Origin of the sequence: Streptomyces lushanensis, assembly GCF_001700515.1 — a bacterium.
Classification (GTDB): Bacteria; Actinomycetota; Actinomycetes; order Streptomycetales; family Streptomycetaceae; genus Streptomyces; species Streptomyces lushanensis.
In genome coordinates, this window is record NZ_MAUD01000167.1 from 1 (window position 1) to 24,958 (window position 24,958).

Genomic DNA, 24,958 nt, shown 5'->3' on the forward strand with positions numbered 1-24,958 from the left:
CACGCCCTCATGGCACGACTCAAGTAGACGTCCGCGTACGGCAGTTGCCGTAGAAACCAATGGAGGCGGGCTATGTCCTTCGACACAGCCCGCCTCCATGTTCATAACATTTCGACAGAGAATTCACGGACTCCGGACACCCGACGCACTCGTCCGGTGCCGCTGTGCTCACCTCGGCCCCGCCTTTTGACGGGGCTCGTTCTTTATGCCCGTTTTACGTGAGGCCTGGACCACTCGGAATGGCTGATTCCTGCTGTTTGGAATGGGACCTGTCCTCGTGCTGCAATTCGACAACTCCCAAGTACGGCCCTGAACAGAACACGGCACAAACGTAGGTGCCGACGCCGAGAGGTTGTTGGTCGAGTGAGGCGAAGCAAGACGAGCTCCGCGGAGCAGCAGGCGCGGGGCAACTTCACCCCGCCGCGCGCAGCGGTGCCGCCTGCGGCCGCGACGTCCGGCTCGCCGCCGACCTCCGGCAGCACCGGCAGCACGAGCCCGCTCTCGCCGCGCAACTGGCGCGTACCCACCCGGCTGAACGCCATTCTCCTCATCCCCGTGCTGGTCGGGCTGGTGATGGGCGGCTTCCAGGTCAAGGGGTCGATCGACACCTGGCAGGAGGCGCAGGACGCCGAGCGCACCGCGCTGGTCGTCAGGGCCGCCTCGGAGTACGGCCAGGCACTCCTGGACGAGCGTGATCTCACCGCTCAGCCGCTGCTGACCGGCGACGCCGGGGCAGCGGTCGTCCTGCGGACCCGCGCCGCGACGGACGCCGCGAAGAAGAAGTTCGACCTGGCCGTCCGGGACATGCCCGCCAAGCAGGGCCTGGAGCGCCGGCTCAGCCTGTTCAGGGCCGAGGAGCCGAAGCTCGTCGCCCTCAGGAGGAGCGCGTACATCGAGGCGGTCGAGACCGCCGACAAGAGCGGGGGCAAGGGCGGTCCCGTGGCGACCGAGGAGGGGTATGTGCTGGTCCAGCACTCCCTCATGGAGTTCGCCAACGAACTGGGCCTCGGTACCGGCAACATCACCAGCTACGGCCGTACCGTCTACGCGATCCAGCTCGCCAAGGCCGCCGAGTCGCTCCAGCGTTCCATCGGCACGCATCTGCTGGTCCGGCCGAGCCAGAAGAACGATGTCAGGAACGGCCAGACGATCGCGTTCTCCTCGTACGCCTATCTGGAGGACATCGCCGTCGGCGAGTACGTCTCCGGAGGCACGGCGGAGGACACGGTCAGGCTCCAGGACGTGATGACGCAGAAGGCCGCCGAGGGAGCCAAGAAGCTCGTGGCGGCCCAGCAGCAGGCCGCCGCCGCGGGTGAGGACTTCGTCGCGCCGCCCAGCCAGGAGGGATCCGTCCTGGACGGCATGGTGGCGGCGATCGCCACCGGTGCCACCCCCGAGCAGCTCGCGCGGCGCGGTGTCACGCCCGAGGCCTGGATGGCCGCCTCCACCGCCAAGTTCGACGGCTACACGGTCCTGGAGAAGGACCTCGTCGACAAGGCCGTGGCGGACGCGGCCCAGATCTCGGACAACGCCAGGAACGACGCGGTCACCAACGGCGCGATCGTGGTGATCGCCCTGCTGGCCGCCTTCATCCTGGCCGGGATGATGGCCCGGCAGATGAGCCGCTCCATGAGGGAGCTGCGCACGGCCGCGTTCGGCATCGCCGAGCAGCGGCTGCCGATGCTGGTCGACCAGCTCTCCCGTACCGAGCCCGGCCGGGTCGACACCCGGGTGCAGCCGATCCCGATCGACTCGCGCGACGAGATCGGCGAGGTCGCACGCGCCTTCGACCAGGTCCACCGCGAGGCGGTCAGGCTCGCCGCCGAGCAGGCGATGCTGCGCGGCAACGTCAACGCGATCTTCACCAATCTCTCCCGCCGCAACCAGTCGCTGATCGAGGGGCAGTTGACCCTGATCTCCGAGCTGGAGAACAACGAGGGCGATCCGGACCAGCTCGAAAACCTCTTCCGGCTGGACCATCTCGCGACCCGTATGCGCCGGAACGGCGAGAACCTGCTGGTGCTCGCGGGCGAGGAGCCGGGCCGCCGCTGGAACCAGCCGGTGCCGCTGGTGGACGTGCTCCGCGCCGCCTCCTCCGAGGTGGAGTCGTACGCGCGTATCGAGCTGACCGGCGTCCCCGAGACCGAGATCCACGGCCAGGCGGTGACCGACCTGGTCCATCTGCTCGCCGAGCTGCTGGAGAACGCCACCACGTTCTCCTCGCCGCAGACCAAGGTCCGGGTCACCGCGACCCGGCTGCCCGACGGCCGGGTGATGATCGAGATCCATGACAAGGGCATCGGTCTCACCGCCGAGGACTTCGCGGACATCAACCACAAGCTGGCCAATCCGCCGACCGTGGACGCCACGGTCTCCCAGCGCATGGGCCTCTTCGTGGTCGGCCGGCTCTCCGACCGGCACGGCATCCGCGTCCAGTTGCGCCCCTCGGGCGAGCAGGCGGGTACGACCTCGCTGGTGATGCTCCCCGACGCGATCACCCACGGCGGTGGCGGCGAACCGCTCCCGGCCGACGACTTCACCGTCTCGCAGATCATCCCGGACCAGCCGGACCCGGCCGACGAGCCGGTCTTCCAGAGCGCTCCGATGCTCACGGCCGCCGAGCTGGGCTTCGACGACTCGCGGTACGAGAACCAGACGCAGGACGCGGCGGACAACGGCTCCCGCACGCTCGATCCCGTCAACCGCACACTCAGGCGCGAGGAGCGCCGGGCCGCGCTGGGCACCTCCGCGGGCGAGGGACAGCCCGTCTTCGGCGACGGGACCGACAGCCACTACCGCGAGGAGGTCGACGGCCGGTACGTGCCGCAGGAGGCGTCGTACGAGCAGGGGTACGCGCCCCAGCCGCCCGCCGACCCCGCCGCCGGGTTCCCGGGACCCGAGTCCGACTACACCACGTACCAGGATCCTCTGACCCAGCCGTATGCGGAGGCGGTCTTCCCGGAGCCGCAGAGCGCCGAGGCGTCCTACGAGAGCCCCTTCGCCGCCCAGCCCCACCAGGACGAGTGGGCCGGTCAGAGCACGTATCAGGACACCTACGAAACCCATCGGCCAACGGAAGCGGAATCCTCCCCCGACGCTCCCGAGATCGCCCAGGACCGCGTAGGCTTCGACCGTCCGGGCCCGTCCCCGAGCAGCAGCCACACGTTGACGGACGCGGGTCTGCCGCGCCGGGGCGGCGGTCAGCCGCCGCAGCAGCAGTGGCAGCCGACGGGACAGGACGGCGGACCCGCCGCACCGGTGACCCCGGCTCCGTCGAACGGTCTCGGCAACGGCCAGGGCGGCGCGCACAGCGGCGCCCAGGGCAACGGGCAGAGCGAGGCGGCCGGTTCGGACGACTGGCGTTCGAGGAACGACGAGCGCTGGCACCGGGCCGAGAAGCTCCGTGAGCCCAAGGCGGGCGGAATCACCGCGTCCGGTCTCCCCCGCCGGGTGCCCAAGGCCAATCTGATCGAGGGAGCGGCGGAGCAGACCTCGCAGGGCGGCACCCAGATCTCCCGGGCCCCCGAGGACATCCGCGGCAGGTTGAGCAACCTGCGGCGGGGCGTCCAGCGGGGCCGCAACGCGGGAGCGGACACGAACGGACCGGGCCACGGCCCGGGCAGTACCTACAACCAGGAGCGTTAGTGTGAGCCCGATGAGCCAGGCGGCGCAGAATCTGAACTGGTTGATCACCAACTTTGTGGACAACACCCCCGGGGTGTCCCACACGGTGGTGGTCTCCGCCGACGGACTCCTGCTGGCCATGTCCGAAGGTTTCCCGCGTGACCGCGCCGATCAGCTCGCGGCCGTGGCGTCCGGTCTGACCTCGCTGACCGCGGGGGCGTCCCGGATCTTCGAAGGCGGTGCCGTCAACCAGACCGTCGTCGAGATGGAGCGGGGATTCCTCTTCATCATGTCCATCTCGGACGGTTCTTCCCTGGCCGTCCTGGCCCACCCGGAGGCCGACATCGGTCTGGTGGGATACGAGATGGCACTTCTGGTCGACCGTGCGGGTACGGTCCTCACCCCGGATCTCCGGGCCGAGCTCCAGGGAAGTCTGCTCAACTGACAGACAGTGCGCTGCTTGCCACCGCACCATTAAGGTGCGGTGGCGCGGATCCACAGGTCCGTCAGCATCGGCCCGGCGACCGGCGGTCGGAGGAGGAAACGTGGCTACACCCCCAGGCGGACATCCCTATGACTACGACGGTGTACAGCGGTCCACGGGCGAGCACGCGCGGAACCGCTTCAACTTCCCCTCCGCGCCCAGCGGTCAGGTGGCAGGCCAGGGCGCCGGAAGCCCTCAGCAGCCTTACCATTCCCAGCAGCAGCCGTACGAACCGCCTCGGCGGCAGCAGTACGACCGGCCGCAGCGGCCCCGTATCCAGTCGGTACCGCCGCGGCGCGCACAGGAGCAGCCCGCTCCGATGAACACGCACAACCCGCTGGTCCGTCCGTACGCCATGACCGGCGGCCGGACAAGGCCGCGGTACCAGCTCGCCATCGAGGCACTGGTCAGCACGACGGCCGATCCGTCCCAGCTCCATGGGCAACTGCCCGAGCACCAGCGGATCTGCCGGCTCTGTTTCGAGATCAAATCGGTCGCCGAGATCTCGGCGCTCCTCTCCATTCCTCTCGGCGTGGCCCGGATCCTCGTAGCCGACCTGGCGGAGGCCGGACTTGTCGCCATCCATCAGCCCGGCGGCGACGAGGCCGTCGGTGGCCAGCCAGACGTGACACTGCTCGAAAGGGTGCTCAGTGGACTTCGCAAGCTCTAGCGGCGGTGCAGCCCGCTCAACCACCAGCGCGAAGATCGTGGTGGCGGGCGGCTTCGGCGTGGGCAAGACCACGTTCGTCGGCGCCGTCTCGGAGATCAACCCGCTGCGTACCGAAGCCGTCATGACCAGCGCCTCCGCAGGCATCGACGACCTCACCCACACCGGAGACAAAACCACCACCACCGTGGCCATGGACTTCGGACGCATCACCCTCGACCAAGACCTCATCCTCTACCTCTTCGGCACCCCCGGACAGGACCGCTTCTGGTTCATGTGGGACGACCTCGTCCGCGGCGCCATCGGCGCCGTCGTCCTCGTCGACACCCGCCGCCTCGCCGACTGCTTCCCCGCGGTCGACTACTTCGAAAACTCAGGACTCCCCTTCGTCATCGCCCTCAACGGCTTCGACGGACACCAGCCCTACACCCCCGACGAAGTACGCGAAGCACTCCAGATCGGCCCCGACACCCCCATCATCACCACCGACGCACGCCACCGCGCCGACGCCAAAAGCGGACTCATCACCCTCGTCGAACACGCCCTCATGGCACGACTCCGGTAATTCCGCACGCGGTGACTCCGTACGGCGAAGGCCCCCGCACTCACGAGGAGTGCGGGGGCCTTCGCCGTACAGGCGGAGTGAGTCCTGGGAATCAGCCCTGCCAGCTGTGCGGGGCACGGAAGCCGGGAGTGCGCTCAAGACGGCGCCAGCCGGCCGTGGAGCGGCCGTGGTGGGCCGGGGCGTCCTGACGGGCCGCGGCGCGGGCCATCAGGACGGCGGTGATGGCGGCCAGCTCCTCGGGGCCGGCCTGCCCCTTCTCGACGCGCAGCAGGGATTCGTTCGTGGATTCGCTCATGGAGGTCGTGTCTCCGTCTTCTCGGCGGGAGGGCGCGGGACGCAGGGTCACTGCGGAGGGTTGCCGTGCTTGCGCGACGGCAGGTCTGCGTGCTTGGTACGGAGCATCGCGAGCGCACTCGCGAGCACCTCACGGGTCTCGACGGGGTCGATGACGTCATCGACCAGTCCGCGCTCCGCCGCGTAGTAGGGATGCATCAGCTCGGCCTTGTACTCCTTGACCATCCGAGCGCGCGTGGCCTCCGAGTCCGCGGCTTCCGCGATCTGCTTGCGGAAGATGACATTGGCGGCACCCTCGGCGCCCATGACCGCGATCTCGTTCGTGGGCCAGGCATAGGTGAGGTCGGCACCGATGGACTGGGAGTCCATCACGATGTAGGCGCCTCCGTACGCCTTGCGCAGGATCAGGGAGATCCGTGGCACGGTGGCGTTGCAGTAGGCGTACAGGAGTTTGGCACCGTGCCGGATGATCCCGCCGTGCTCCTGGTCGACCCCCGGCAGGAAGCCGGGCACGTCCAGCAGCGTCACGATCGGGACATTGAAAGCGTCGCACATCTGGACGAAGCGCGCAGCTTTCTCGGATGCCTCGATGTCCAGCACGCCCGCGAGGGACTGCGGCTGATTGGCGACGATGCCGATGACCTGGCCGTCCAGCCGGGCCAGGGCGCAGATGATGTTCCGCGCCCAGCGCTCGTGGACCTCAAGGAAGTCGCCCTCGTCAACGAGTTCCTCGATCACCTTGTGCATGTCGTACGGGCGGTTGCCGTCGGCGGGCACCAGGTCGAGCAGCACGTCGGAGCGGCGGTCCACCGGGTCCTCGGAGACGACCGTGGGCGGGTTCTCGCGGTTGTTCTGCGGCAGCATCGACAGCAGATACCGCACCTCGGCGATGCAGGTCTCCTCGTCGTCGTACGCGAAGTGCGCGACGCCCGAGGTCTCGGCGTGCACATCGGCGCCGCCGAGGCCGTTCTGGCTGATCTCCTCGCCGGTGACGGCCTTGACCACGTCCGGGCCGGTGATGAACATCTGCGAGGTCTCACGGACCATGAACACGAAGTCCGTGAGGGCCGGGCTGTAGGCGGCGCCGCCCGCGCACGGGCCGAGCATCACGCTGATCTGCGGGATCACCCCGGAGGCGCGTGTGTTGCGCTGGAAGATTCCGCCGTAGCCGGCGAGCGCGGAGACGCCCTCCTGGATCCGGGCGCCGGCGCCGTCGTTGAGCGAGACCAGCGGGGCACCGGCCGAGATGGCCATGTCCATGATCTTGTGGATCTTGGTGGCGTGGGCCTCGCCGAGGGCGCCGCCGAAGATCCGGAAGTCATGCGCGTAGACGAAGACCGTACGGCCCTCGACCGTGCCCCAGCCGGTGATCACACCGTCCGTGTACGGCCTCTTGGCCTCCAGGCCGAAGCCGGTGGCGCGGTGCCTGCGGAGCTGCTCGACCTCCTTGAACGATCCCTCGTCGAGCAGCAGTTCGATGCGCTCACGCGCGGTCAGCTTGCCCTTGGCCTTCTGGGCCTCGGTCGCTCGGTCGCTGGGCCCTCGGCGGGCCACCTCGCGCAGGGCGTGCAGCTCGGCCACACGCCCCCGGGCATCGGTGGGTTCGCTCGGCGTCTCGTCCACTACGGTCATGTGCCAACCCTACGAAGAGCACCGGGGAAAACACGCCGTAGACTCCGCACAGTCTCCCGGCGCTATTCCTGGTGGGCCTGGACAGAACCCGGCCGGATGCGGGGCTCCCGGACAGCAACGTACCCCCGGCTCTTGTGGGATTCCCCTAGATGTCAGATGAACGACATCTCACAGCGATGGGGCGCGCAGGCCGTCCCCGGAGTGATCCTCAGCCGTAGCGTACGCCCCGCCGAGAGCACCTCGACCGAAGGGTCGTGGGCCGTGACCCGCCGCACTCGCCGGTCCCAGTGGACCTCCAGCGGCCGTCCTGAGCGCAGGGGTTCACCGACACAGAGCGTCGCGGTACGGCCGCGGACCACGGCGAGCACACTCGCGGGCGCGGTCGCGGTGAGCGGACCCGCCGTACCGGGCCGCCAGAAATTGGCGGCCGTACAGCCGAGCGGGTGGACCGCGACCGCCTGGCAGGCGTCCGTGTTGGCGAGGATCTCCAGCCGGCGGCCCTCGGCGGCGCGGGCCGCCAGGGCCCGCCGGGACGCGCCGGGCATCAGCACATAGGCGTAGCCCGCGCATGTCGGATCGACGCCGTGGTCGAACCAGAGAGTCCGGTAGTGGCGCGTACGCCGTTCGGGCGAACCGGTGGTGTTGATGTCGCTCCATGAGCCGGCGCGCTCCTCGGCGCGGGTGGCGAGCCGGGCGCCGCCGGGGAAGAGCCACCCGCCGTGACCGTCGAGATGGGCCCAGCGCGGGCGCGGTCCGCCGTCGAGCGTGAAGGCGTGCGCGGAGCGCTCGCCCAGGTTGCGGTTGTCGACGACCGTCTCGACCGGCACCCCGTCCGTACAGGAGATCCCGGCGCCCAGACAGACGACGGCGTCGGTGAGGAAGAACCAGGACTTGCGGGCTTCGAGGGTGGAGCCGAGGCCCTTGAGATGCTGTCCGACGGCGGCGAACGTCCCGTCGGTCGTGCCGCCCACCCACCGAACGGCGGGCCTCGGCGCGCCCCACTCACCGCCCGCCCGGTCCGCGAGCCGCTTGGTGGAGACGGTGGTGCCGGGCAGCCGGTACGGGTCGACGGTGGGCCAGAACCAGTCGGTGTACTGGTCGTTGCCGCGGTCCGCGCACCACCACGAGAGCATTCCGGCGCCGGTGTGCCAGCCGCGCGGGTTCTCGCCGTTGCCGCACTCGTAGTGCGCGATCCGCTCGGAGGCCATCGAGAGCGCGGCGGCCCATCCGCGTCCCCGGTGCACGGCCCGGTCCATGGAGGCGAAGAGCCGGTGGCCGGCCGGCTCGGGAAGCGCGGGCACGTCCGAGGCGGCGAGCGTGCGCAGCCGGGCGAGATCGGCGACGCCGAACTGCGGGGCGGTGAGGACCGGGGAGACGGTGTCCCGCTCGATCCAGCCCTTGACCAGGCCCGTCCAGCGCTCGCGCTCGGCCGTGGACGCGCCGCCCGCGAGCAGCGCCACGGCCGCGACGAGTTGCCGGCCGTGGAAGTGGTCGCCGCGCAGCACGGGCAGCTCGTCGCTCCTGAGGTGACCGCGGCTGACGGCGCGCCCGTTGACGCAGTCCATCATCAGCCCGTTGTAGATGAGCGGCGCGTAGGCGTGCTCCACGCTGTCGAGGACGGTTTGCCGGCCGGGATCGGTGACGGCCCAGACGGACCCGGCGAGCAGGGAGAGGAGCCGGCCCAGACCGTCCAGCAGGACCTGTCCGTACGTACCCGAGTAGGCGACCCAGGTGTGCTGGACGAACGAGCCGTCGGCGTAGAGCCCGTCCCCCTCGGTGACATACGGGAAGACGGGCGAGAGCGCGTCCCGGGCGAAGGCGATCCTGGCGGGCGCCCGGCCGAGGATCCCGCGCAGGGCCACGGAGCGGCAGAGGTCGACCCGGTTGGCACCGGTGCTGACACCCGGGTACGGGAGGTACACGGCCGGCTCCGGCGACGCGGCGGGGTGCCGCTCGCCGCGACGGCGGCCGATGTCACCGCGCCGCTCCGGGTCCGGCGGGACCGGCGGGACAGGGCCGAGGAGGGCGTCCGGGACGAAGTGGTCGACGGCCGCGCAGGCCCCGGCGCGCAGCTCCTCGGGGAGCCGGTCGTGGAGGACGGCGGTGATGTCCATGAGTGCCTGGGCGCTGCCGACGCACCACTCCCACCAGTTGCCGTAGGGCGTGGCCGAGGGCCGGTAGACGGTGGCGGAGAGATGGCCGAGACCGTGCGTGACGGCGGCGAGGAGCGCCGGGTCGCCGGTGAGACCGGTGCCGGGCCGGACGTACGCCTGGGTCATGGTCCAGAGCCTGTTGTAGCTCCGGGTGATTCCGGCGGGCGGATCGAAGCCGATCCCGGGCCAGAGACGGGTGGCGGCCGGGGCCATCGACCGCCAAAAGTCCGAGGCGAGCCGGGCGGTCGCGGCGAGCCGGGAGGCATAGGGCTCGGCGGCGGGATCGTAGCCGGTGCCGAGCTGGAGGTCCGTCCAGCGCAGCCGCAGCGCTTCGAACGCGCCGGCGGAGGCGGGTTCTTCGGAGGCCGGCTCTTCCGCGGCGGGCTCTTCGGCGGCGGCCGGTCGGGCGAGGCCGAGGGCGCCCGCTCCGGTGGCGGCCAGAAAGGCACGGCGGGACCAGGAGGACGGCGGCGCCATGGAGACCTCCGTGCTCGGGACGGTCGGATACGGACCGGTCCGGGCGGACAGGCGGGTACGGACCGGTCTAGCACAGGCCCGCGCGCCCGCCCGTACGACGGCGCCGCCCCGCTCTCCGGTCGGCCAGGAGGGCGGGGCGGCGCGTGTGCCAGGGACGAGCGGTCAGCAGCCGCCGCAGTTGTAGAACGTGACGTCCCAGTGGTTGCCCTCGTCCGCGTAGAGGTTGCCGGCGCCGGACTGCCACTGCGGGTAGCCGTCACCGCGCGGGCCGATGTAGGTGAAGTTGTTCTTGATGTAGTTGGTGAGGCAGGTGCCCTTGGCGAAGTCGAGCTTGTAGCCGTTCCAGTGCGAGTACGTGCCGCTCGCGTGGCCCGTCTCCGTACCGCCCGTGATGTTCATGGCGCAGCCGCTGGCGCTCCTCAGGGTCTGCGCGCCCTGGGCCGAGGTCAGGTTCAGCTGGTCGAAGGACGTACAGGTCGGGTTGTTGCGGTTGGAGCAGCCGCCGGACGAGGACCAGGTGATGCCGCGTGAGCTGAACATCGAGGTCGCCGTGGCGTGGGAGATCTTGGTGGCCGCCTGGGCGTCACTGGCCGAGCTGAGGACGCCGAAACCGGGCGCGAACAGCGCGCCGAGGACCAGGGCGAGCGCGGTGAATACCGAGCGGAGCTTCATGGGGGGATTGCCTCCTGCTGAGGACCGTTGGTGTGGATGGGGCAGCGGTGCAGGTGGTAGCAGGGAGATGGTGCCCGACATCTACGCGCGTCCGCCAGGGTACGGGGAACTCGATCGGGTGACATTGTTGAAGCTTGAACGAGATAGGTCTAAGGTGGCGCCGATTGAAGGTTTGAACCAGCCATTCGTATCTCAGGAGGAACCATGGCCCTCTTCGGCCGCAAGAACGACAGCACCACCACCCCCACCGTCGAGGCCGACCCGGCCCTGGCGGCGCTCACCGGCGAATACACCATCGACCCGGCGCACAGCACCATCAGCTTCACCGTCCGCCACGCGATGGTCACCAATGTCCGCGGCTCGTTCACCGAGCACGAGGGCACGCTGAATCTGGACGGCTCGAACCCGGCGGCCTCCACGGCCGCCATCGATGTCTCGATCGCCAGCGTCGACACCGGTATGCCCGACCGTGACGGCCACCTGCGCGGCGCCGACTTCTTCGACGCGGAGACGTTCCCGAAGATGTCGTTCCGCTCCACCTCGGCCGAGCAGATCGACGCCGAGACCTACCGTGTCACCGGCGATCTGACCATCAAGGACGTCACCCGGCCGATCACCATCGACCTGGAGTTCCACGGCTCCGCCACCGACGTGTACGGCAACGAGCGCGTCGGCTTCGAGGGCAGCGCCGCCATCCTGCGCTCCGAGTGGGGCCTGACCTGGAACGCGGCGCTGGAGACCGGCGGTGTGATGGTCAGCGACAAGGTCAAGCTGAACTTCGACATCTCCGCGATCAAGAAGGCCCCCGAGGCCGCCTGAGGCGCGCGCCGGCTGTACGGGAAGACCGGCGACCGGCGGAGGCGCGCTTCAGCCCCGTGAGAGGCCGGGCCGGGAAGTCGGTGCCGCGAGGCACCGGCTCCGCAGGACCTCGGAGCCGGGAGATCTCGCGCCCGGGTCAGAACCCGCCTCCGCCGAAGTCCCCGCCACCGCCGAATCCCCCGCCGCCGAAGTCGCCCGGGTCGTAGCCGGTGCCCGAGTAGTCGCCACCGCCGTAGCCGGCGGTGTCGTCGCCGCCGAAGTCGGCCGCGTAGGCGGGGGTCGCCATCACCGAGCCGAGCATGGTGCCCACCAGCAGCCCCGGCAGCAGTCCGCCGCCGAAGTAGCCTCCGGCCCACGGTCCGTAGGCGGGTCCGGCCTCCCAGTAGGGACGGGGGCCGCTCGCGGTCTGCACCGTACGGGCCATCGGGTCGTCGCCGTCGGCCAGCCGCGCCGCGTCGGCGGCGCAGACCGGCACGGTCCGCCGCACACCGGCGGGCGGGGCCCACTCGGCGTCGGCCGTCGAGGGACCGTGGCGCGGATCGAAGAAGCACGGCGAGCGGCGCTCCGGAAGCGGAAGCCGCCTTCTGCGCGCGTCCAGCACCGCCAGTGAGAACCGGCCGTCCTCCAGCGCCCGCGTCACCCCGCGTACGTCGTCGGGCCGCCGGGCCGCGCCCATCAGGGACTTGGCCTTCTCGTACGCGTCGAGCGAGCGCTCGTACTCCGCGCGCATCGCGTCGTCGGCGCCCGCCTCCGCGGGATGGAAGTCGAGCCGGTCCAGCTCCTCGCCGAACGCGGTGATGTCCTCGTCCACGACGACCCGCAGCCGGTCCAGCGCCTCGCGCTCCCGCTCGATCCGCTTGCCGCGGCTGCGCCGTGCCACGGCGTACGCGCCCGCGCCGCCCGCCGCGAGCACCGAGCCGAGCACGATCAGCCCGGTGGACGAGCTGCCGGAGCCGGCCGGGCCCGTGGTGTCCCAGGACGCCGGGGCGTGGCCGCGGATCTGCGGGAGCGCCTGGTCGACGAAGTTGTTCAGCTCGGTCGCCGCGTCCACCGGGCCGCCCGTCTTGACCGCGCCGGTGAGTTCGCGGACCGTCTGCTGGGAGAGCACGGAGGAGTCGGCGCCCGCGTCGAAGCGCTCACCGAGCCGGATGGCGTACAGACCGGTGATCCCGGTCTCGGCCCGTACCGTGTTCAGCACGGTGGCGGCCGGGAACTGGGCGGTATCGGGCAGGACGGCCACGAAGAGCGGTTTGTCCGCGTCCTTGATCTTCTTCGCCAGGGCCTCGGCCTCGGAGGTGGAGAGCCGGCTCGCGGCGCCGGGATCCACGTACACGGGCCCGTCCTTGAGGGCCTCGGCCACGTCACCTGGGCCGGTGGCGGCCTCCGCGGCGGGCGCCACCCCCAGGACGGCGGCCGAGCCGGCGAGCAGCAGCCCGGAGAGTGCGGAATACAGCCTCGTCCTCATACATTGACGCTACCCGAAATGCGCCAAGATGGGACAGGGATGAGCAAAAGCGAAAGCTGAGCGGCAGAGCGACGGAACGGCGGAGCCGCGGACCGGCAAAGGGCGTTCGGAGGCGAGCGGCAAGAGCGGGAAGAGCGGGGCGACGGGAGAAGCGGGAAACACGAGAAGCGGCGGGAAGCGGCGGGAAAGGGTGAGGCACCCGGGCCCGCCGGCCCGGGTGCCTCACCCATGGGGGTCCGTGCCGGTCAGGCGGCCCGGTACGCCGCCGTCAGCCTGTCCACCGCACCGGTCAGATCACCGGTGAGCAGCAGATGGTCCGCTTCCGCGAAGGGCTTCGCCGACGCGGGAGTGATGTGCTCGCCGATCTTCTGCTGGACGAGCAGCCTGGCCTGGCCGACCAGCTCCCTGCCCTGTGCCGAGCCGCCGAGTCCGGCCTTCTCCAGCACACGGGCCGCGACACCGAGGGCGGCGAGGGTCAACTGCCCGCCGCCGGGCGGCGCCTTGAGAGTCGTCAGGCCCCAGCCGTAGGGGAACTGCGGGTCGTAGACCGCGTCACCGACATTGATCGGCAGTGACTCGACCGACCTGGGCCAGGTCAGCGGAAGCCGACCGGTGAAGGCCCGCCTGCCGTAGAGCACATCGGCCACTCCGTCGCCCTCGCTGCCCGGCAGCCAGGACGCCACCAGCGCGTCGATGTCACCGAGCTGGTCTCCGATGAGCTGCGGCCGGCCCGAGACGATCAGTACGGCGCACTTCATGGCGGCGCAGACCGTGTCCACGGCCCGCCTGTCCTCGTCGGACAGGTTCAGATCATGGCCGTTGCCGACGTCGCCCTGGCCCTCGGCGTACGGCTTCTCGCCGACGACGACCACTCCGACGTCATGGCCCGCCGTCGGCGCGCTTGCCTCCTCGGAGTAGGTGAGGGTGGCGTCGGGAGCCGCCTTGCGCATGCCCTCCAGGATGGTCGTCCCGGTGGTGGTGCGCCCGGAGCCGCCCTGCCAGGTGATGGTCCAGCCGCCCATCTGGTTGCCCAGATCGTCGGCGTTGGAGCCGGCCACGTACACCTTCTGCGACGGCTTGAGCGGCAGGACCGCGCCCTTGTTCTTCAGCAGCACCTGCGACCCGGCCGCCGCCTCGCGGGCCACCGCCCGGTGTTCGGGCGAGCCGATCTTCGGCTGGTTGGTGGTGTCCGCGTACGGCTTCTCGAAGAGACCCAGCCTGAACTTCTGCTCCAGGATGCGGGAGACGGCGTCGTCGATCCGCGCCTGGCTGATCCGGCCCGCGGTGACCTCGGCCTGGAGGGTCCGGGTGAAGTCCTTGTACGCCGTCGGGACCATGATCATGTCGAGTCCGGCGTTGATGGAGGTACGGACGTCGCTCGCGTAGTCGCCGGGGATCTGGTCGATCGCCTGCCAGTCGCTGATGACGAAGCCCTTGAAGCCCATCCGGTCCTTCAGCACACCGTTGATCATGGCGCCGTCGGCGTGCATCTTGACCGCGGGCCGGTTCTCGTCGGTGATCTCCAGCGAGGAGTACGAGGGCATGACCGTGCCCACCCCGCGCTTCACGGCGTCCTTGTAGGGCGCGAGATGGATGGTCTCCAGCTCCTTGCGGGTGACCTTGGTGACGCCCTGGTCGATGGTGTACGAGCCGGTCGTGGACGAGCCGTACTCGGTGCCGCCGTCACCGACGAAGTGCTTGGCCGTCGCCAGCACCTTGTCGTTGCGGTCCAGGCCGCTGCCGGACGCCGGGCCCTGGAGACCGTTGACAACGGTGTCCATGGCGATGACCAGCGCGGGATCCTCACCGAAGGACTCGTACGTACGGCCCCAGCGCTCGTCCCTGGCGACACAGACGCAGGGCGCGAAGTCCCACGGGACACCCGTGGCCCGTACCTCGTTCGCCGTCACCGCGCCGGTCCGCTCCGCCAGCGCCGGATCGCGGGTCGCGCCGATACCGATGTTGTGCGGCATGATCGTCGCGCCGATGACGTTGTTGTGGCCGTGCACCGCGTCCACACCGTAGATCAGCGGAATCTGGAAGCGGGTGGCCTGCGCCCTGAGCTGGAAGGCGTCGACCATCCTCGCCCAGGCCTGCGGGGTGTTGGGCGTCGGTACGGACCCGCCGCCGGAGAGCAGCGAGCCGAGATCGTAGGCGGCGATGTCGCCCTGGGCCGTGAGCGCGTTGCGCTCGGCCTGGGTCATCTGGCCGGCCTTCTCCGCGAGGGAAAGCCGCGGGACGAGGTCCGCCACCCGCTTCCTCACCGGCAGCCTCGGGTCGAGATACGGCAGACCGTGCGCGTCGATCACGATCCGCGGGTTCTCGGCCGGGGCCTTGGCGCCGGTGACGGTGAGGGTGAGCGGTACGGTCTCGGCGCTCTCGGCCGTCCTGTCCTTGAGCGTGGGGACCTCGACGGTCCGTGAGGTGCCCGAGGGGCTGCCGGCCGGGAAGGTGACCGAGCCGGAGACGGCCGTGTAGTCCTTGCCCGCCTCCGCGGTGCCGCCCTCGGTGGTGTAGGCGACCGTCACGGGCTCCTCGATCGGGCCGGAACCGGTCGTCGCGACGGAGATCCGCGCCTTGGCCGTGGCGCCCTCGGTGACGGGAAGGACGGCCGCGTCGGTGACGACGCTCGCCGTCAGGCCCGGGTCGGCCTTGCCGTACAGCTCGACCGCGTCGAGGGCGAAGCGGCCCGGCGCGCCCGTCGGCAGGGTGAGGGCATAGCCCCACATCTCCGTCAGACCGAGGACCTGGTCGATACCGCCGACCGGCTGATAGTCGGTGCGGTACCGGAAGTCGGCGAAGGGTATCTCGACCTGGTGCCAGCCCTCCCAGTCGTCGGTGAAGGACGTCGTCCACAGCTCGGAGGCCTCGCCGTTGGCGCCGCCGTCCTTGATCTCGAAGTTGATCCTTCTGCCGGAACCGGGAGGCAGGGGCGCGGTGTTCTGGCCGTACCACCAGAAGCGGATGCCGCGGTGGGCCGACCAGTCGTGCGACGGCTCGCCGAAGGCGAAGTCATGGCTGAATCCGCCGTATCCGCTGATGTCGTAGCCGCCTTCGAGGACCTTGGCCCCCTCGGGCGCGTCGGCGCGCTCCACCAGGCTCAGCTCCGGCGGATCGTCGGCGTCGCCGCCCCAGGTGAAGATGCCCTCCTCGGGCGGTCCCGCGAACGGGACCTCGCCCTCGAAACGGTCGACGGCCACCGGGGCCGGTTCGTCCGCGGCGGCTGACGGACCGGCTCCCGCCAGGGGCAGCAGCCCCGCCAGCACGGCGGCGGCGAGAAGCGCCGCCGTCCTGGTGCCGGGCCGCGGTCTGACACGTGTGCCTCGCATCGTGCTCGTGCTCCTTGTGTCGCTGGTGTCGCTGGTGCCCCCGGCGGCTCTGCCGCCGCCGGGGACGCTGACGCGGTTGCTTCTCCGGGCCCGGACGCGGTCGTTACTTCTGCTCGACCCGGACCCAGTCGATCTCGGCCTTGACGCCGCCCTGGGCTATCCGGTCGACACTCGACTGCGGCAGGCCCCAGTACGGCTGGGTGACCTTGTTCCAGCCCGCCGGGTAGGCCCCGCCCAGCGCGAGGTTGAGAATCACGTACTGGTTGTGGTCGAAGACCCACTTGCCCCGTGTGGACTCCAGCTTCTGGCGGGACGTCTCCTGCACCACCCGGTCGTCGACGGTGAAGCGCATGCCCTCCGGCTGCCACTCCACCGCGTAGGTGTGCCACTCGTCGGCACGCCCGCCGTTCGGGAAGGTCTGTGTCTTGCCGATGTTGCCGTCGGCCGAGTAGCCGGGACCGTGCAGCGCCGTGCTGGTCCAGTCCCCGTAGCCGATGTTCTCCATGATGTCCGTCTCGCCCGAGCCCGGCCACGAGACGGCCGGGTTGTCGACGTCGCTGCCCAGCAGCCAGAAGGCGGGCCAGAAGCCGTCGCCGACCGGAAGCCTCATCCGGCCGCTGACCTTGCCGTAGGTGAAGTCGAACTTGGTGTTGGTGTCGATACGGCCGGAGGTGAAGTCGTACCTCCCGCCGCCGGGCACGGTGGTGCAGCCCTTGCAGTACTTGGACTCGAGGACCAGGCTGCCGTTCTCGGTACGGATGTTGTTCGGCGAGTCGACATAGGCCTGGGACTCCCCGTTGACCGAGCCCATCTCCGTGCCGGTACGGACCACCCGCCACTTGTTGCGGTCCAGTCCCGAGCCGGTGAAGTCGTCGAAGAAGGTCGTACGGTAGGCCGCGCCCGAGTTCTTGGGCAGCGCCGGATAGGCCGCCGCCGCGCTGCCGCCGGTGCCCCAGACCTGGAACTCGTACAGCGAGTAACCGAACTGGGCGGTCGAGGGCGCCGGGTTGTAGAAGGAGCGGCGCTCCTTGCCCAGCATCCGGACATAGCGCGCGGTGGCCGGGGTGGACAGGGTGATGGTGTCGCGCCGGCCCGCTGCCTCCCCCGGCGCCTTGACATCGGCGCGGCGGGCGGCGACCTCGGCGGCGGACGGCCGGTGGACCGTACGCCAGGTGCGATTGTCGTCGGAGACCTGGAGCTCGTAGTCGACGGCGTAGGCCGCCTCCCAGTACAGGTCGACCGCCTCGATCCGGGACGACGCGCCCAGGTCGACCCCGACCCAGCGGTCCGTGTTCCAGTCACTGGCCCAGCGGGTCTGGTCGCCCTTGAGGTCGGCGGGCCAGCCGCCGTCGGTCACATAGGCGGGGGAGTTCCCGGCGTGCTGGTAGAGGTTGCCGTACGCCGGATGGTTGAGGGCGAGATTGGTGCGGGTGGTGGAGGCGGGCGCGCGCTCGCCTCCGTACACCTGGAACGAGAAGAGGGAGTAGCCCCAGGCGGTCGCCCGCTGCACACCGCGCATCCGGACATAGCGCGCGGTGACTTCCTGCGGATACGTGTGGGCGGTGACGGTGCCGCCGGTTCCGTCGGTCTCGGTGTAGAAGCTCGTCCAGTTCGTGCCGTCCGTGGACGCCTCCAGGACGTACTGCTTGCCGTAGGCGGCCTCCCATTCGAGCTTGACCTGGTTGACACGGATGACGCTGCCCAGGTCGATCCTGATCCAGGCGTTGTCCGTGAAGTCGCTGGCCCAGCGGGTGGCGCCGTTGCCGTCGACAGCGCCGGAGGCCGGGGTGCCGGGGTTCTCGGTGCCGGACGCGGTGACGGAAGCGGGATTGGCGGCATAGGCCGCCGCCGCCTGGTCGGTGTTCCAGGCCGCCACGGCCGCGGCGGCCCGGGCGGACTGCTGGGGTACGGGCGCGCTGAACGCGAGCGGGGCCGACAGCGCCAGAAGCGCCGCGGTGGTGGCCACCAGGGTCGTACGTGAGGGCATCGGTGCCTCCTGTGGGGGGAGTGCGGGTGTGTGGAGCGATGTCCGTACGGGGTCCTACCGTGCTGTGCGGTTGCTGTTCGCTTGCTGAGTGCTCGCTGATGAGTGCTGACTGAGTGCGGGCTGAGCGCGGTGTGCTGCTCGGCGCCTGACGCGGGGCCGCTCCGCTGGGCCGGCCCGTCGCGGTCCGGTGGCGGTCAGGGAGTCCTCGGGGCTCGACGGCGGTTCACGGCGCCGACTTCCGCACGATCAGTTCGGTGGGCAGGACGACCGGTTCGTCGGGCGCGGACGCGCCGCCCAGATGTCCGAGCAGCATCGTCGCCGCCGTCTCGCCCATCTCACGCGCGGGCTGGTGGACGGTGGTCAGCGGCGGCTCGGTGTGCCGGGCCATCGGGATGTTGTCGAACCCGACCACCGCGATGTCGTCGGGCACGCTCCGCCCGGCGGCCCGCAGGGCCCGCATCGCACCGGCCGCGCTGATGTCGTTGTGCGCGAAGACCGCGTCGAAGGCGACCTCGCCGGCGAGGAGTTTCTCCACCGCGAGCCGTCCCGACAACTCGGTGAAGTCGCCCACCACGACCAGATCGGTCGGCAGCACCTCACGGAAGCCGCTGAGCCGGTCGCGTACACATCCGAAGTGCGCGGGCCCGGTGATGACCAGGGGCCTGCGCCGTCCGTCGGCCAGCAGATGGCGGGCCGCGGACGCGCCTCCCTCGCGATTGGTGGTCACGACGGAGGGGAAGTCCTCGGGATGGCTGCCGCGGTCGTCGATCAGCACGACGGGCAGGCCCTTGTGGTGCAGTCCGATGATGGTGTCGAGCGTGTTCTCGGGCTCGACCACGAGCAGCCCGTCGAACGCGCGGGCCGAGACCTGCGTGGTGAAGTGCTCCACCGACTCGCCGCCGCGGTTGCAGGTGAAGAGCAGCAGACCGTAGCCGGCCGCCTCGACCGTGTCGACGACTCCCTGGAGTACCTCGCCCATCCAGGGCCAGGTGAGCGAGGGCACCAGCATGCCGACCGTACGGCTGGTGCCGCGGGCCAGTCCGACGGCGCCCGAACTGGGCACATAGCCGAGCTGGGCGATCACGGCTCGAACGCGGGCCGCCGTACTGCGGTCGACTTCACCTTTGGTATTGATCACCCGGGACACGGTCGTCTTGCTGACGCCTGCCTGACGGGCGACGTCCGCGATCGTGACACGCATCGGTGCCTCCGCTTCGAGGTGTGGAACCGGTACCGCAACCGCTTCCGGAACCGGTACCGGCGTTGGGCGGTGAGTTAACCGGCACGCAACACAGTCGTCAATACTTCACGTCGAGATTGGTCCGAACCTTTGTTACGTACCAGGCCGGTAGCAGGTCAGAGGCGTTGTGCGTTCAGTTCGTGAACACGTCGCACAGCGCCGTCTCTTGACGGGAGTTCGTAACAGCAGTTCACTCACGCCGCAGGGAGCGGCAAGGCGACAGGACACCCGCCGCACCCCAACCCCCCACCCTCTGCCGAGAAAGGCAGCAGTTCTATGTCGAGATCGACCGGTACCGGGCGCCGGCTGACGAGGGTTCTCCTCGCCGGCGCCCTCGCCACCGCCGGGCTCACCGGCCTCTCCGCGGGTACGGCCCAGGCCGCGGGCGAGCAGGTCAACATCTGGCTGACGACGACGGACGACGCGGCCGGACGCCATGTCACCCGCGGTCTCCAGCAGCAGACTCCCGTCACCTTCCAGCCGGGCAGCGGCGGCAGCGGGACGAACATCACCGTCGACGAGGGCACCCGCTATCAGACCTTCACCGGCGGCGGCGCCTCCTTCACGGACACCGCGGCCTGGCTGATGAAGGGCAGCGGAGCGCTCTCCCAGGCGACGCGTGACGACACGATGAGGAAGCTGTTCTCGCCGACCGAGGGCATCGGACTCTCCTTCATCCGCAATCCGATGGGCGGTTCCGACCTCGCCCGGTTCGGCTACACGTACAACGATCTCCCGGCCGGCCAGACCGACCCCACGCTCTCCCGGTTCTCCATCGCGCACGACCTCGCGGACGTGCTGCCGCTGACCAAGCAGGCCAAGCAGCTCAACCCGGCCCTGTCGACCATGGCCTCGCCCTGGACGGCGCCGGCCTGGATGAAGGACAACGGGCAGCTCAACGGCGGCTGGCTGAAGGCGGAGAACTACGGCACCTACGCCAACTACTTCGTCAAGTACCTCCAGGCCTACCGCGACCAGGGCATACCGGTCGACTACGTCTCGGCGCAGAACGAGCCCACCTGCTGCGGCGGTTATCCGTCGATGAGCTGGAACGGCTCGGGCCTCGCCTACTTCACCAAGACCGAGCTGCTGCCGAAGCTCCAGGGCGCCGGTCTGGCCACCAAGGTCCTGGCGCACGACTGGAACTGGGACACCTACGACGCGTACGCGGCCGAGACCGTGAACGACGCGGCGGTACGCAACCATCCCAACTTCGGCGGCGTCGCCTGGCACGGCTACGGCGGGAACATCCAGAAGCAGACCGATGTCCACAACCAGTACCCGCAGTTGAACGCGTTCCAGACCGAGCACTCGGGCGGCACCTGGATCGCCAATCAGCAGCGCGAGGACATGGCGAACATCATCGACTACACCCGTCACTGGGCGAAGTCGGTGACCAAGTGGTCGCTCGCGGTGGACCAGAACCGCGGCCCGCACAACGGCGGCTGCGGCACCTGCGACGGTCTGATCACCGTCCACAACGGTGACGCGCGCCATGGCCAGGTCGACTACACCATCGAGTACTACACGATGGGTCATCTCACCAAGTTCGTGAAGCCGGGCGCGCAGCGCGTCGCCTCCACCGCGAGCAGCACGGTCTCCAATGTGGCCTGGCGCAATCCGGACGGCTCCAAGGCGCTGATCGCTTACAACGACGGCACCGGAGCACAGCAGGTACGGGTCAACTGGGGCGGGCAGAACTTCAGTTACTCGCTGCCCGGCAAGACCTCGGCCACCTTCACCTGGGCCGGCACCCCGTCCGGCGGCGGCACGGACCGGACCGGCACGCTGGTCGGGCTCGGCGGCAAGTGCCTGGACGTGGCGAGCGGCAGCAACGCCAACGGCACGGCCGTGCAGCTCTACGACTGCAACGGTTCGACGGCCCAGCGCTGGACCCTGAAGGCGGACGGCTCCGTACAGGCGCTCGGCAAGTGCCTGGATGTCGCGGCGGCGTCGACGGCCAACGGCGCGAAGGTCCAGCTCTACGACTGCAACGGGTCCGGGGCCCAGCAGTGGAGATACGAGTCGGGCTCGGCCGATCTGGTCAACGCCCCGGCCGACAAGTGCCTCGACGTGACGGGCAACTCGTCGGCGAACGGCACCGGCACCCAGATCTGGACCTGCACCGGAGCCGCCAATCAGAAGTGGCGGCTCCAGAGCTGAGTCCGGACCCGGGGCCGAGGCCCGGGGCCGGCGTCCGCTGACCCGTGGCCCGCGTCCGCCGAGCGGGGCCGGCGTCGAACCGGAGGAGTGCTACTCCGCCGGTTCGACGCCGGCCCTCAGCAGACCGTAGGTGTACGCGTCCTCCAGGGCCTGCCAGGAGGCGGCGATCACATTCTCGGCGACGCCCACCGTGGCCCAGTCGCCGGTGCCGTCCGAGGTGGTGATCAGTACCCGGGTGGTGGACTCCGTACCGTGCCGCCCCTCCAGGATGCGGACCTTGTAGTCCACCAGCTCCAGCTTGGCGAGCTGCGGATAGATCTGCTCCAGCCCGACCCGCATCGCCCGGTCCAGCGCGTTGACCGGGCCGTTTCCCTCCGCGGTGGCGACGATCCGCTCGCCCTTGGCCCACAGCTTCACGGTGGCCTCATTGGCGTGCGTACCGTCGGGCCGGTCCTCCACGATCGCGCGCCAGGACTCCGTACGGAAGTAGCGGCGGGGCCTGCCCTCCGCCTCCTCGCGCAGCAGCAGTTCGAAGGAGGCGTCGGCGGCCTCGTACGTGTAGCCCTTCAGCTCACGCTCCTTGACCCGGCCGACGACGCGGGCGACCAGATCGCGGTCGCCGCCCAGATCGATGCCGAGTTCCTTGCCCTTGAGCTCGATGGAGGCGCGGCCCGCCATGTCGGAGACGAGCATCCGCATGGTGTTGCCGACCAGTTCCGGGGCGATGTGCTGGTACAGATCCGGATCGACCTTGATCGCGGAGGCATGGAGTCCGGCCTTGTGGGCGAAGGCGGAGACGCCGACATACGGCTGATGGGTGGAGGGCGCGAGATTGACGACCTCGGCGATGGCGTGCGAGATCCGGGTCATCTCGGCGAGCGCGCCCGCGGGCAGCACCCGCTTGTCGTACTTCAGCTCCAGGGCGGCGACGACCGGGAAGAGGTTGGCGTTGCCGACGCGCTCGCCGTATCCGTTGGCCGTGCACTGCACATGTGTGGCGCCCGCGTCGACGGCGGCGAGGGTGTTGGCGACGGCGCAGCCCGTGTCGTCCTGGGCGTGGATACCGAGCCGGGCCCCGGTGTCGGCCAGCACGGTGGAGACGACGGCCTGGATCTGCGCGGGCAGCATTCCGCCGTTGGTGTCACAGAGGATGACCACATCGGCGCCGGCCTCGGCGGCGGCCCGTACGACGGCCTTGGCGTACTCCGGATTGGCGCGGTAGCCGTCGAAGAAGTGCTCGCAGTCGACAAAGACCCGCCGCCCCTGCTCCCGCAGATGGGAGACGGTGTCGCGGATCATCTCGACGTTCTCGTCCAGGGTGGTGCGCAGGGCCAGTTCGACATGGCGGTCATGCGATTTGGCGACCAGGGTGATCACCGGAGCGCCGGACTCGATCAGCGCTCTGACCTGGGGGTCCTCCGACGCCTTGGCTCCGGGCCGCCGGGTGGAGCCGAAGGCGACGAGCTGGGCGTGCCGGAACTCGATCTCCTGCCGGGCGCGGGCGAAGAACTCGGTGTCACGCGGGTTGGCACCGGGCCAGCCGCCCTCGATGAAGCCCACGCCGAACTCGTCCAGGTACCGGGCGATGGCCAGCTTGTCGGCGACGGTCAGATTGATGCCCTCACGCTGGGCACCGTCGCGCAGCGTGGTGTCGAAGACATGGAAGCTGTCGTCGCTCTCCGTGGACTCTGGGGTCATGGTGCGTTGCTCCTGTCGAGTGGATGGTCTGGCTCCACTTGCCCCCGTCTCCGCGCGCCGTCCGTCTTCCGCCGGGGTGGGGCCGGAAAACGAAAAAACCCCTCGCGGGTGCGAGAGGTCTGCGCGCGGGTCTGAGGCACGGTGGCCGCGCCGTACGTGGTGGTACGAGGCGGTCACTGCGGACCGGCGCGCTTGCTGCCGATAATCATGGCGAGCGAGAGCACGAGCCGATTCTCGCACGCCGCGTCCGGCCGGGCAGGGGTGTCTCACGATGCGGTCGCGCACGGCTCGGTCACCGGTCACGGCGTACGGGACCGCCGGCCCGCCCGGTCGAGGGCGCGCCGGCGGCGGTACGTCGTCCGCCCGCCCGGCGGGCCGCAGCCGCGGGCGGGCTCAGGGGCGGGCGGGATCGGCGGCGGGGTCAGGAACGGCCCAGCTCGTGCATCCAGCCATGGGTGTCGGGAACCACGCCCCGCTGGATGTCCAGCAGCGCCGACCGCAGCTCCATGGTGACCTTGCCCGGCTCACCGCCCGACTGGGTCCACTCGTCGGCAGCCGACTTGACCGCGCCGACCGGGGTGATCACCGCGGCCGTACCGCAGGCGAAGACCTCGGTGAGGCTGCCGTTCTCGGTGTCCCGGCGCCACTGCTCCTTGGAGATCCGGCCCTCCTCGGCGGTGTAGCCGAGGTCGCGCGCCACGGCGAGCAGCGAGTCACGGGTGATGCCCGCGAGCAGCGAGCCGGTCAGCTCGGGCGTGACGATGCGGTCGCCGTACACGAAGTACAGGTTCATCCCGCCCAGTTCCTCGACCCAGCGGTGCTCCAGCGCGTCCAGGTAGACCACCTGCTCGCAGCCCTTCTCCGCCGCCTCGGCCTGGGCGAGCAGGGACGCCGCGTAGTTGCCGCCGGTCTTGGCGAAGCCGATGCCGCCCGGCACCGCGCGGACGTAGTTCTCCGAGAGCCAGACGGAGACGGGCCGCACACCTCCGGGGAAGTACGCGCCCGCCGGGGACGCGATGACCAGGAACAGATACTCGTTCGAGGGCCGGACACCGAGACCGACCTCGGTGGCGATCATGAACGGCCGCAGATAGAGGGAGTCCTCGCCGCCGTGCGCGGGCACCCATGCCTTGTCCTGCTCGACCAGCGCGTCGCACGCGGCGATGAAGGTCTCGACCGGCAGCTCGGGCATGGCGAGTCGGCGGGCGGAGAGCCGGAAGCGGTTCGCGTTGGCCTCGGGGCGGAAGGTGGCGACCGTGCCGTCGGGACGGCGGTAGGCCTTGAGGCCCTCGAAGATCTCCTGCGCGTAGTGCAGGGTCATGGTGGCCGGATCGATCGAGAGCGGCGCGTACGGAACGAGCTCCGCCTCGTGCCAGCCCCGCCCCTCCGTCCACTTGATCGTCACCATGTGATCGGTGAAGTGCCGGCCGAAGCCGGGATTGGCCAGAATCGCCTCGCGCTCCGCGTCGGACAGCGGATGCGCGGAGGGCTTGAGCTCGATCGTGGGCGTGGTCATGAATACTCTCGTCCTTCACCGGTTGTGTATGACGGACCGCGCTCACGCCGCTACTGCTACTAGGACGTCCGAGCATTCCCGCATGCCGCGGCCCACGCAGATTATCGCGTGAACGGGCAGCGGAGGAAACGGGTGAATGCGGCCCAATGCCTGCCCAAGGGCTGCCCTTGGGC

At 70.1% G+C, this 24,958-nt stretch carries 16 protein-coding genes; 6 read left to right on the forward strand and 10 right to left on the reverse strand.

Going from position 1 to position 24,958, the window contains the following annotated elements:
* Positions 1 to 363 precede the first annotated feature (363 nt).
* From BFF77_RS15505 to BFF77_RS15520, 4 genes are all read left to right on the forward strand, one after another.
* Positions 364 to 3,645, forward strand: a complete 3,282-nt coding sequence (locus BFF77_RS15505; RefSeq protein ID WP_066949401.1) for a sensor histidine kinase — start codon at positions 364 to 366, stop codon at positions 3,643 to 3,645.
* 10 nt (positions 3,646 to 3,655) lie between these two features.
* Positions 3,656 to 4,069 (forward strand): roadblock/LC7 domain-containing protein, encoded by a 414-nt coding sequence (locus BFF77_RS15510; RefSeq protein ID WP_026057603.1) that lies wholly within the window; start codon positions 3,656 to 3,658, stop codon positions 4,067 to 4,069.
* Positions 4,070 to 4,169: 100 nt separating this feature from the next.
* The gene (locus BFF77_RS33300) at positions 4,170 to 4,778 is read left to right on the forward strand and encodes a DUF742 domain-containing protein (RefSeq protein WP_079125188.1); all 609 of its coding nucleotides are present in this window, start codon (positions 4,170 to 4,172) and stop codon (positions 4,776 to 4,778) included.
* Positions 4,759 to 5,340 carry a GTP-binding protein gene (locus tag BFF77_RS15520; RefSeq protein WP_031229389.1) on the forward strand — a complete coding sequence of 194 codons (582 nt, stop codon included), beginning with the start codon at positions 4,759 to 4,761 and terminating at the stop codon, positions 5,338 to 5,340. Before BFF77_RS33300 ends, BFF77_RS15520 begins: the two co-directional genes overlap by 20 nt.
* A 91-nt stretch (positions 5,341 to 5,431) precedes the next feature.
* Here BFF77_RS15520 and BFF77_RS15525 read toward each other — a convergent pair whose 3' ends face one another.
* From BFF77_RS15525 to BFF77_RS15540, 4 genes are all read right to left on the reverse strand, one after another.
* Positions 5,432 to 5,635: an acyl-CoA carboxylase subunit epsilon gene (locus BFF77_RS15525; RefSeq protein ID WP_066949407.1), complete on the reverse strand. Its 204-nt coding sequence runs from the start codon at positions 5,633 to 5,635 to the stop codon at positions 5,432 to 5,434.
* A gap of 47 nt (positions 5,636 to 5,682) precedes the next feature.
* Positions 5,683 to 7,266 carry an acyl-CoA carboxylase subunit beta gene (locus BFF77_RS15530; protein WP_066949410.1) on the reverse strand — a complete coding sequence of 528 codons (1,584 nt, stop codon included), beginning with the start codon at positions 7,264 to 7,266 and terminating at the stop codon, positions 5,683 to 5,685.
* Between the two features lie 152 nt (positions 7,267 to 7,418).
* Entirely contained in the window at positions 7,419 to 9,896 is a 2,478-nt protein-coding gene (locus BFF77_RS15535; protein WP_066949413.1) for a polysaccharide lyase 8 family protein, read from the reverse strand.
* A gap of 162 nt (positions 9,897 to 10,058) precedes the next feature.
* A complete protein-coding gene (locus BFF77_RS15540) occupies positions 10,059 to 10,568 on the reverse strand; it encodes a hypothetical protein (protein WP_066949416.1) in 510 nt (169 codons plus the stop codon).
* 204 nt (positions 10,569 to 10,772) lie between these two features.
* Here BFF77_RS15540 and BFF77_RS15545 point away from each other — a divergent pair, with 204 nt between their 5' ends.
* The gene (locus BFF77_RS15545) at positions 10,773 to 11,387 is read left to right on the forward strand and encodes a YceI family protein (RefSeq protein ID WP_066949419.1); all 615 of its coding nucleotides are present in this window, start codon (positions 10,773 to 10,775) and stop codon (positions 11,385 to 11,387) included.
* A gap of 136 nt (positions 11,388 to 11,523) precedes the next feature.
* Here the strand turns inward: BFF77_RS15545 and BFF77_RS15550 are convergent, their stop codons facing one another.
* The 4 genes from BFF77_RS15550 to BFF77_RS15565 all read right to left on the reverse strand — a co-directional run bounded on the left by BFF77_RS15550 (position 11,524) and on the right by BFF77_RS15565 (position 19,369).
* A complete protein-coding gene (locus tag BFF77_RS15550; protein WP_066949422.1) occupies positions 11,524 to 12,852 on the reverse strand; it encodes a hypothetical protein in 1,329 nt (442 codons plus the stop codon).
* Positions 12,853 to 13,097: 245 nt separating this feature from the next.
* A complete protein-coding gene (locus BFF77_RS15555) occupies positions 13,098 to 16,181 on the reverse strand; it encodes a glycoside hydrolase family 3 protein (RefSeq protein WP_066949425.1) in 3,084 nt (1,027 codons plus the stop codon).
* 103 nt (positions 16,182 to 16,284) lie between these two features.
* Positions 16,285 to 18,168 carry a discoidin domain-containing protein gene (locus tag BFF77_RS15560; RefSeq protein ID WP_066949428.1) on the reverse strand — a complete coding sequence of 628 codons (1,884 nt, stop codon included), beginning with the start codon at positions 18,166 to 18,168 and terminating at the stop codon, positions 16,285 to 16,287.
* Positions 18,169 to 18,391: 223 nt separating this feature from the next.
* Positions 18,392 to 19,369 carry a LacI family DNA-binding transcriptional regulator gene (locus BFF77_RS15565; RefSeq protein WP_066949431.1) on the reverse strand — a complete coding sequence of 326 codons (978 nt, stop codon included), beginning with the start codon at positions 19,367 to 19,369 and terminating at the stop codon, positions 18,392 to 18,394.
* 315 nt (positions 19,370 to 19,684) lie between these two features.
* On the opposite strand from BFF77_RS15565, the gene BFF77_RS15570 reads away from it, so the two are divergent.
* Positions 19,685 to 21,571, forward strand: a complete 1,887-nt coding sequence (locus tag BFF77_RS15570; protein WP_066949434.1) for a ricin-type beta-trefoil lectin domain protein — start codon at positions 19,685 to 19,687, stop codon at positions 21,569 to 21,571.
* Positions 21,572 to 21,661: 90 nt separating this feature from the next.
* Here BFF77_RS15570 and cimA read toward each other — a convergent pair whose 3' ends face one another.
* Both cimA and BFF77_RS15580 read right to left on the reverse strand, forming a co-directional pair.
* On the reverse strand, positions 21,662 to 23,269 hold the full coding sequence (gene cimA, locus BFF77_RS15575; RefSeq protein ID WP_066949438.1) for a citramalate synthase: 1,608 nt from the start codon (positions 23,267 to 23,269) through the stop codon (positions 21,662 to 21,664).
* 421 nt (positions 23,270 to 23,690) lie between these two features.
* Complete coding sequence (locus BFF77_RS15580) at positions 23,691 to 24,785, reverse strand: branched-chain amino acid aminotransferase (RefSeq protein WP_066949441.1); 1,095 nt, start codon at positions 24,783 to 24,785, stop codon at positions 23,691 to 23,693.
* Positions 24,786 to 24,958 lie beyond the last annotated feature (173 nt).

Excerpts from the sequence above, each read along its gene's own strand:
- BFF77_RS15510 (WP_026057603.1), top strand. The coding sequence starts at position 3,656 with ATGAGCCAGGCGGCGCAGAATCTGAACTGGTTGATCACCAACTTTGTG.
- BFF77_RS15525 (WP_066949407.1), bottom strand. The coding sequence starts at position 5,635 with ATGAGCGAATCCACGAACGAATCCCTGCTGCGCGTCGAGAAGGGGCAG.
- BFF77_RS15530 (WP_066949410.1), bottom strand. The coding sequence starts at position 7,266 with ATGACCGTAGTGGACGAGACGCCGAGCGAACCCACCGATGCCCGGGGG.
- BFF77_RS15535 (WP_066949413.1), bottom strand. The coding sequence starts at position 9,896 with ATGGCGCCGCCGTCCTCCTGGTCCCGCCGTGCCTTTCTGGCCGCCACC.
- BFF77_RS15540 (WP_066949416.1), bottom strand. The coding sequence starts at position 10,568 with ATGAAGCTCCGCTCGGTATTCACCGCGCTCGCCCTGGTCCTCGGCGCG.
- BFF77_RS15545 (WP_066949419.1), top strand. The coding sequence starts at position 10,773 with ATGGCCCTCTTCGGCCGCAAGAACGACAGCACCACCACCCCCACCGTC.
- BFF77_RS15550 (WP_066949422.1), bottom strand. The coding sequence starts at position 12,852 with ATGAGGACGAGGCTGTATTCCGCACTCTCCGGGCTGCTGCTCGCCGGC.
- BFF77_RS15555 (WP_066949425.1), bottom strand. The coding sequence starts at position 16,181 with ATGCGAGGCACACGTGTCAGACCGCGGCCCGGCACCAGGACGGCGGCG.
- BFF77_RS15560 (WP_066949428.1), bottom strand. The coding sequence starts at position 18,168 with ATGCCCTCACGTACGACCCTGGTGGCCACCACCGCGGCGCTTCTGGCG.
- BFF77_RS15565 (WP_066949431.1), bottom strand. The coding sequence starts at position 19,369 with ATGCGTGTCACGATCGCGGACGTCGCCCGTCAGGCAGGCGTCAGCAAG.
- BFF77_RS15570 (WP_066949434.1), top strand. The coding sequence starts at position 19,685 with ATGTCGAGATCGACCGGTACCGGGCGCCGGCTGACGAGGGTTCTCCTC.
- cimA (WP_066949438.1), bottom strand. The coding sequence starts at position 23,269 with ATGACCCCAGAGTCCACGGAGAGCGACGACAGCTTCCATGTCTTCGAC.
- BFF77_RS15580 (WP_066949441.1), bottom strand. The coding sequence starts at position 24,785 with ATGACCACGCCCACGATCGAGCTCAAGCCCTCCGCGCATCCGCTGTCC.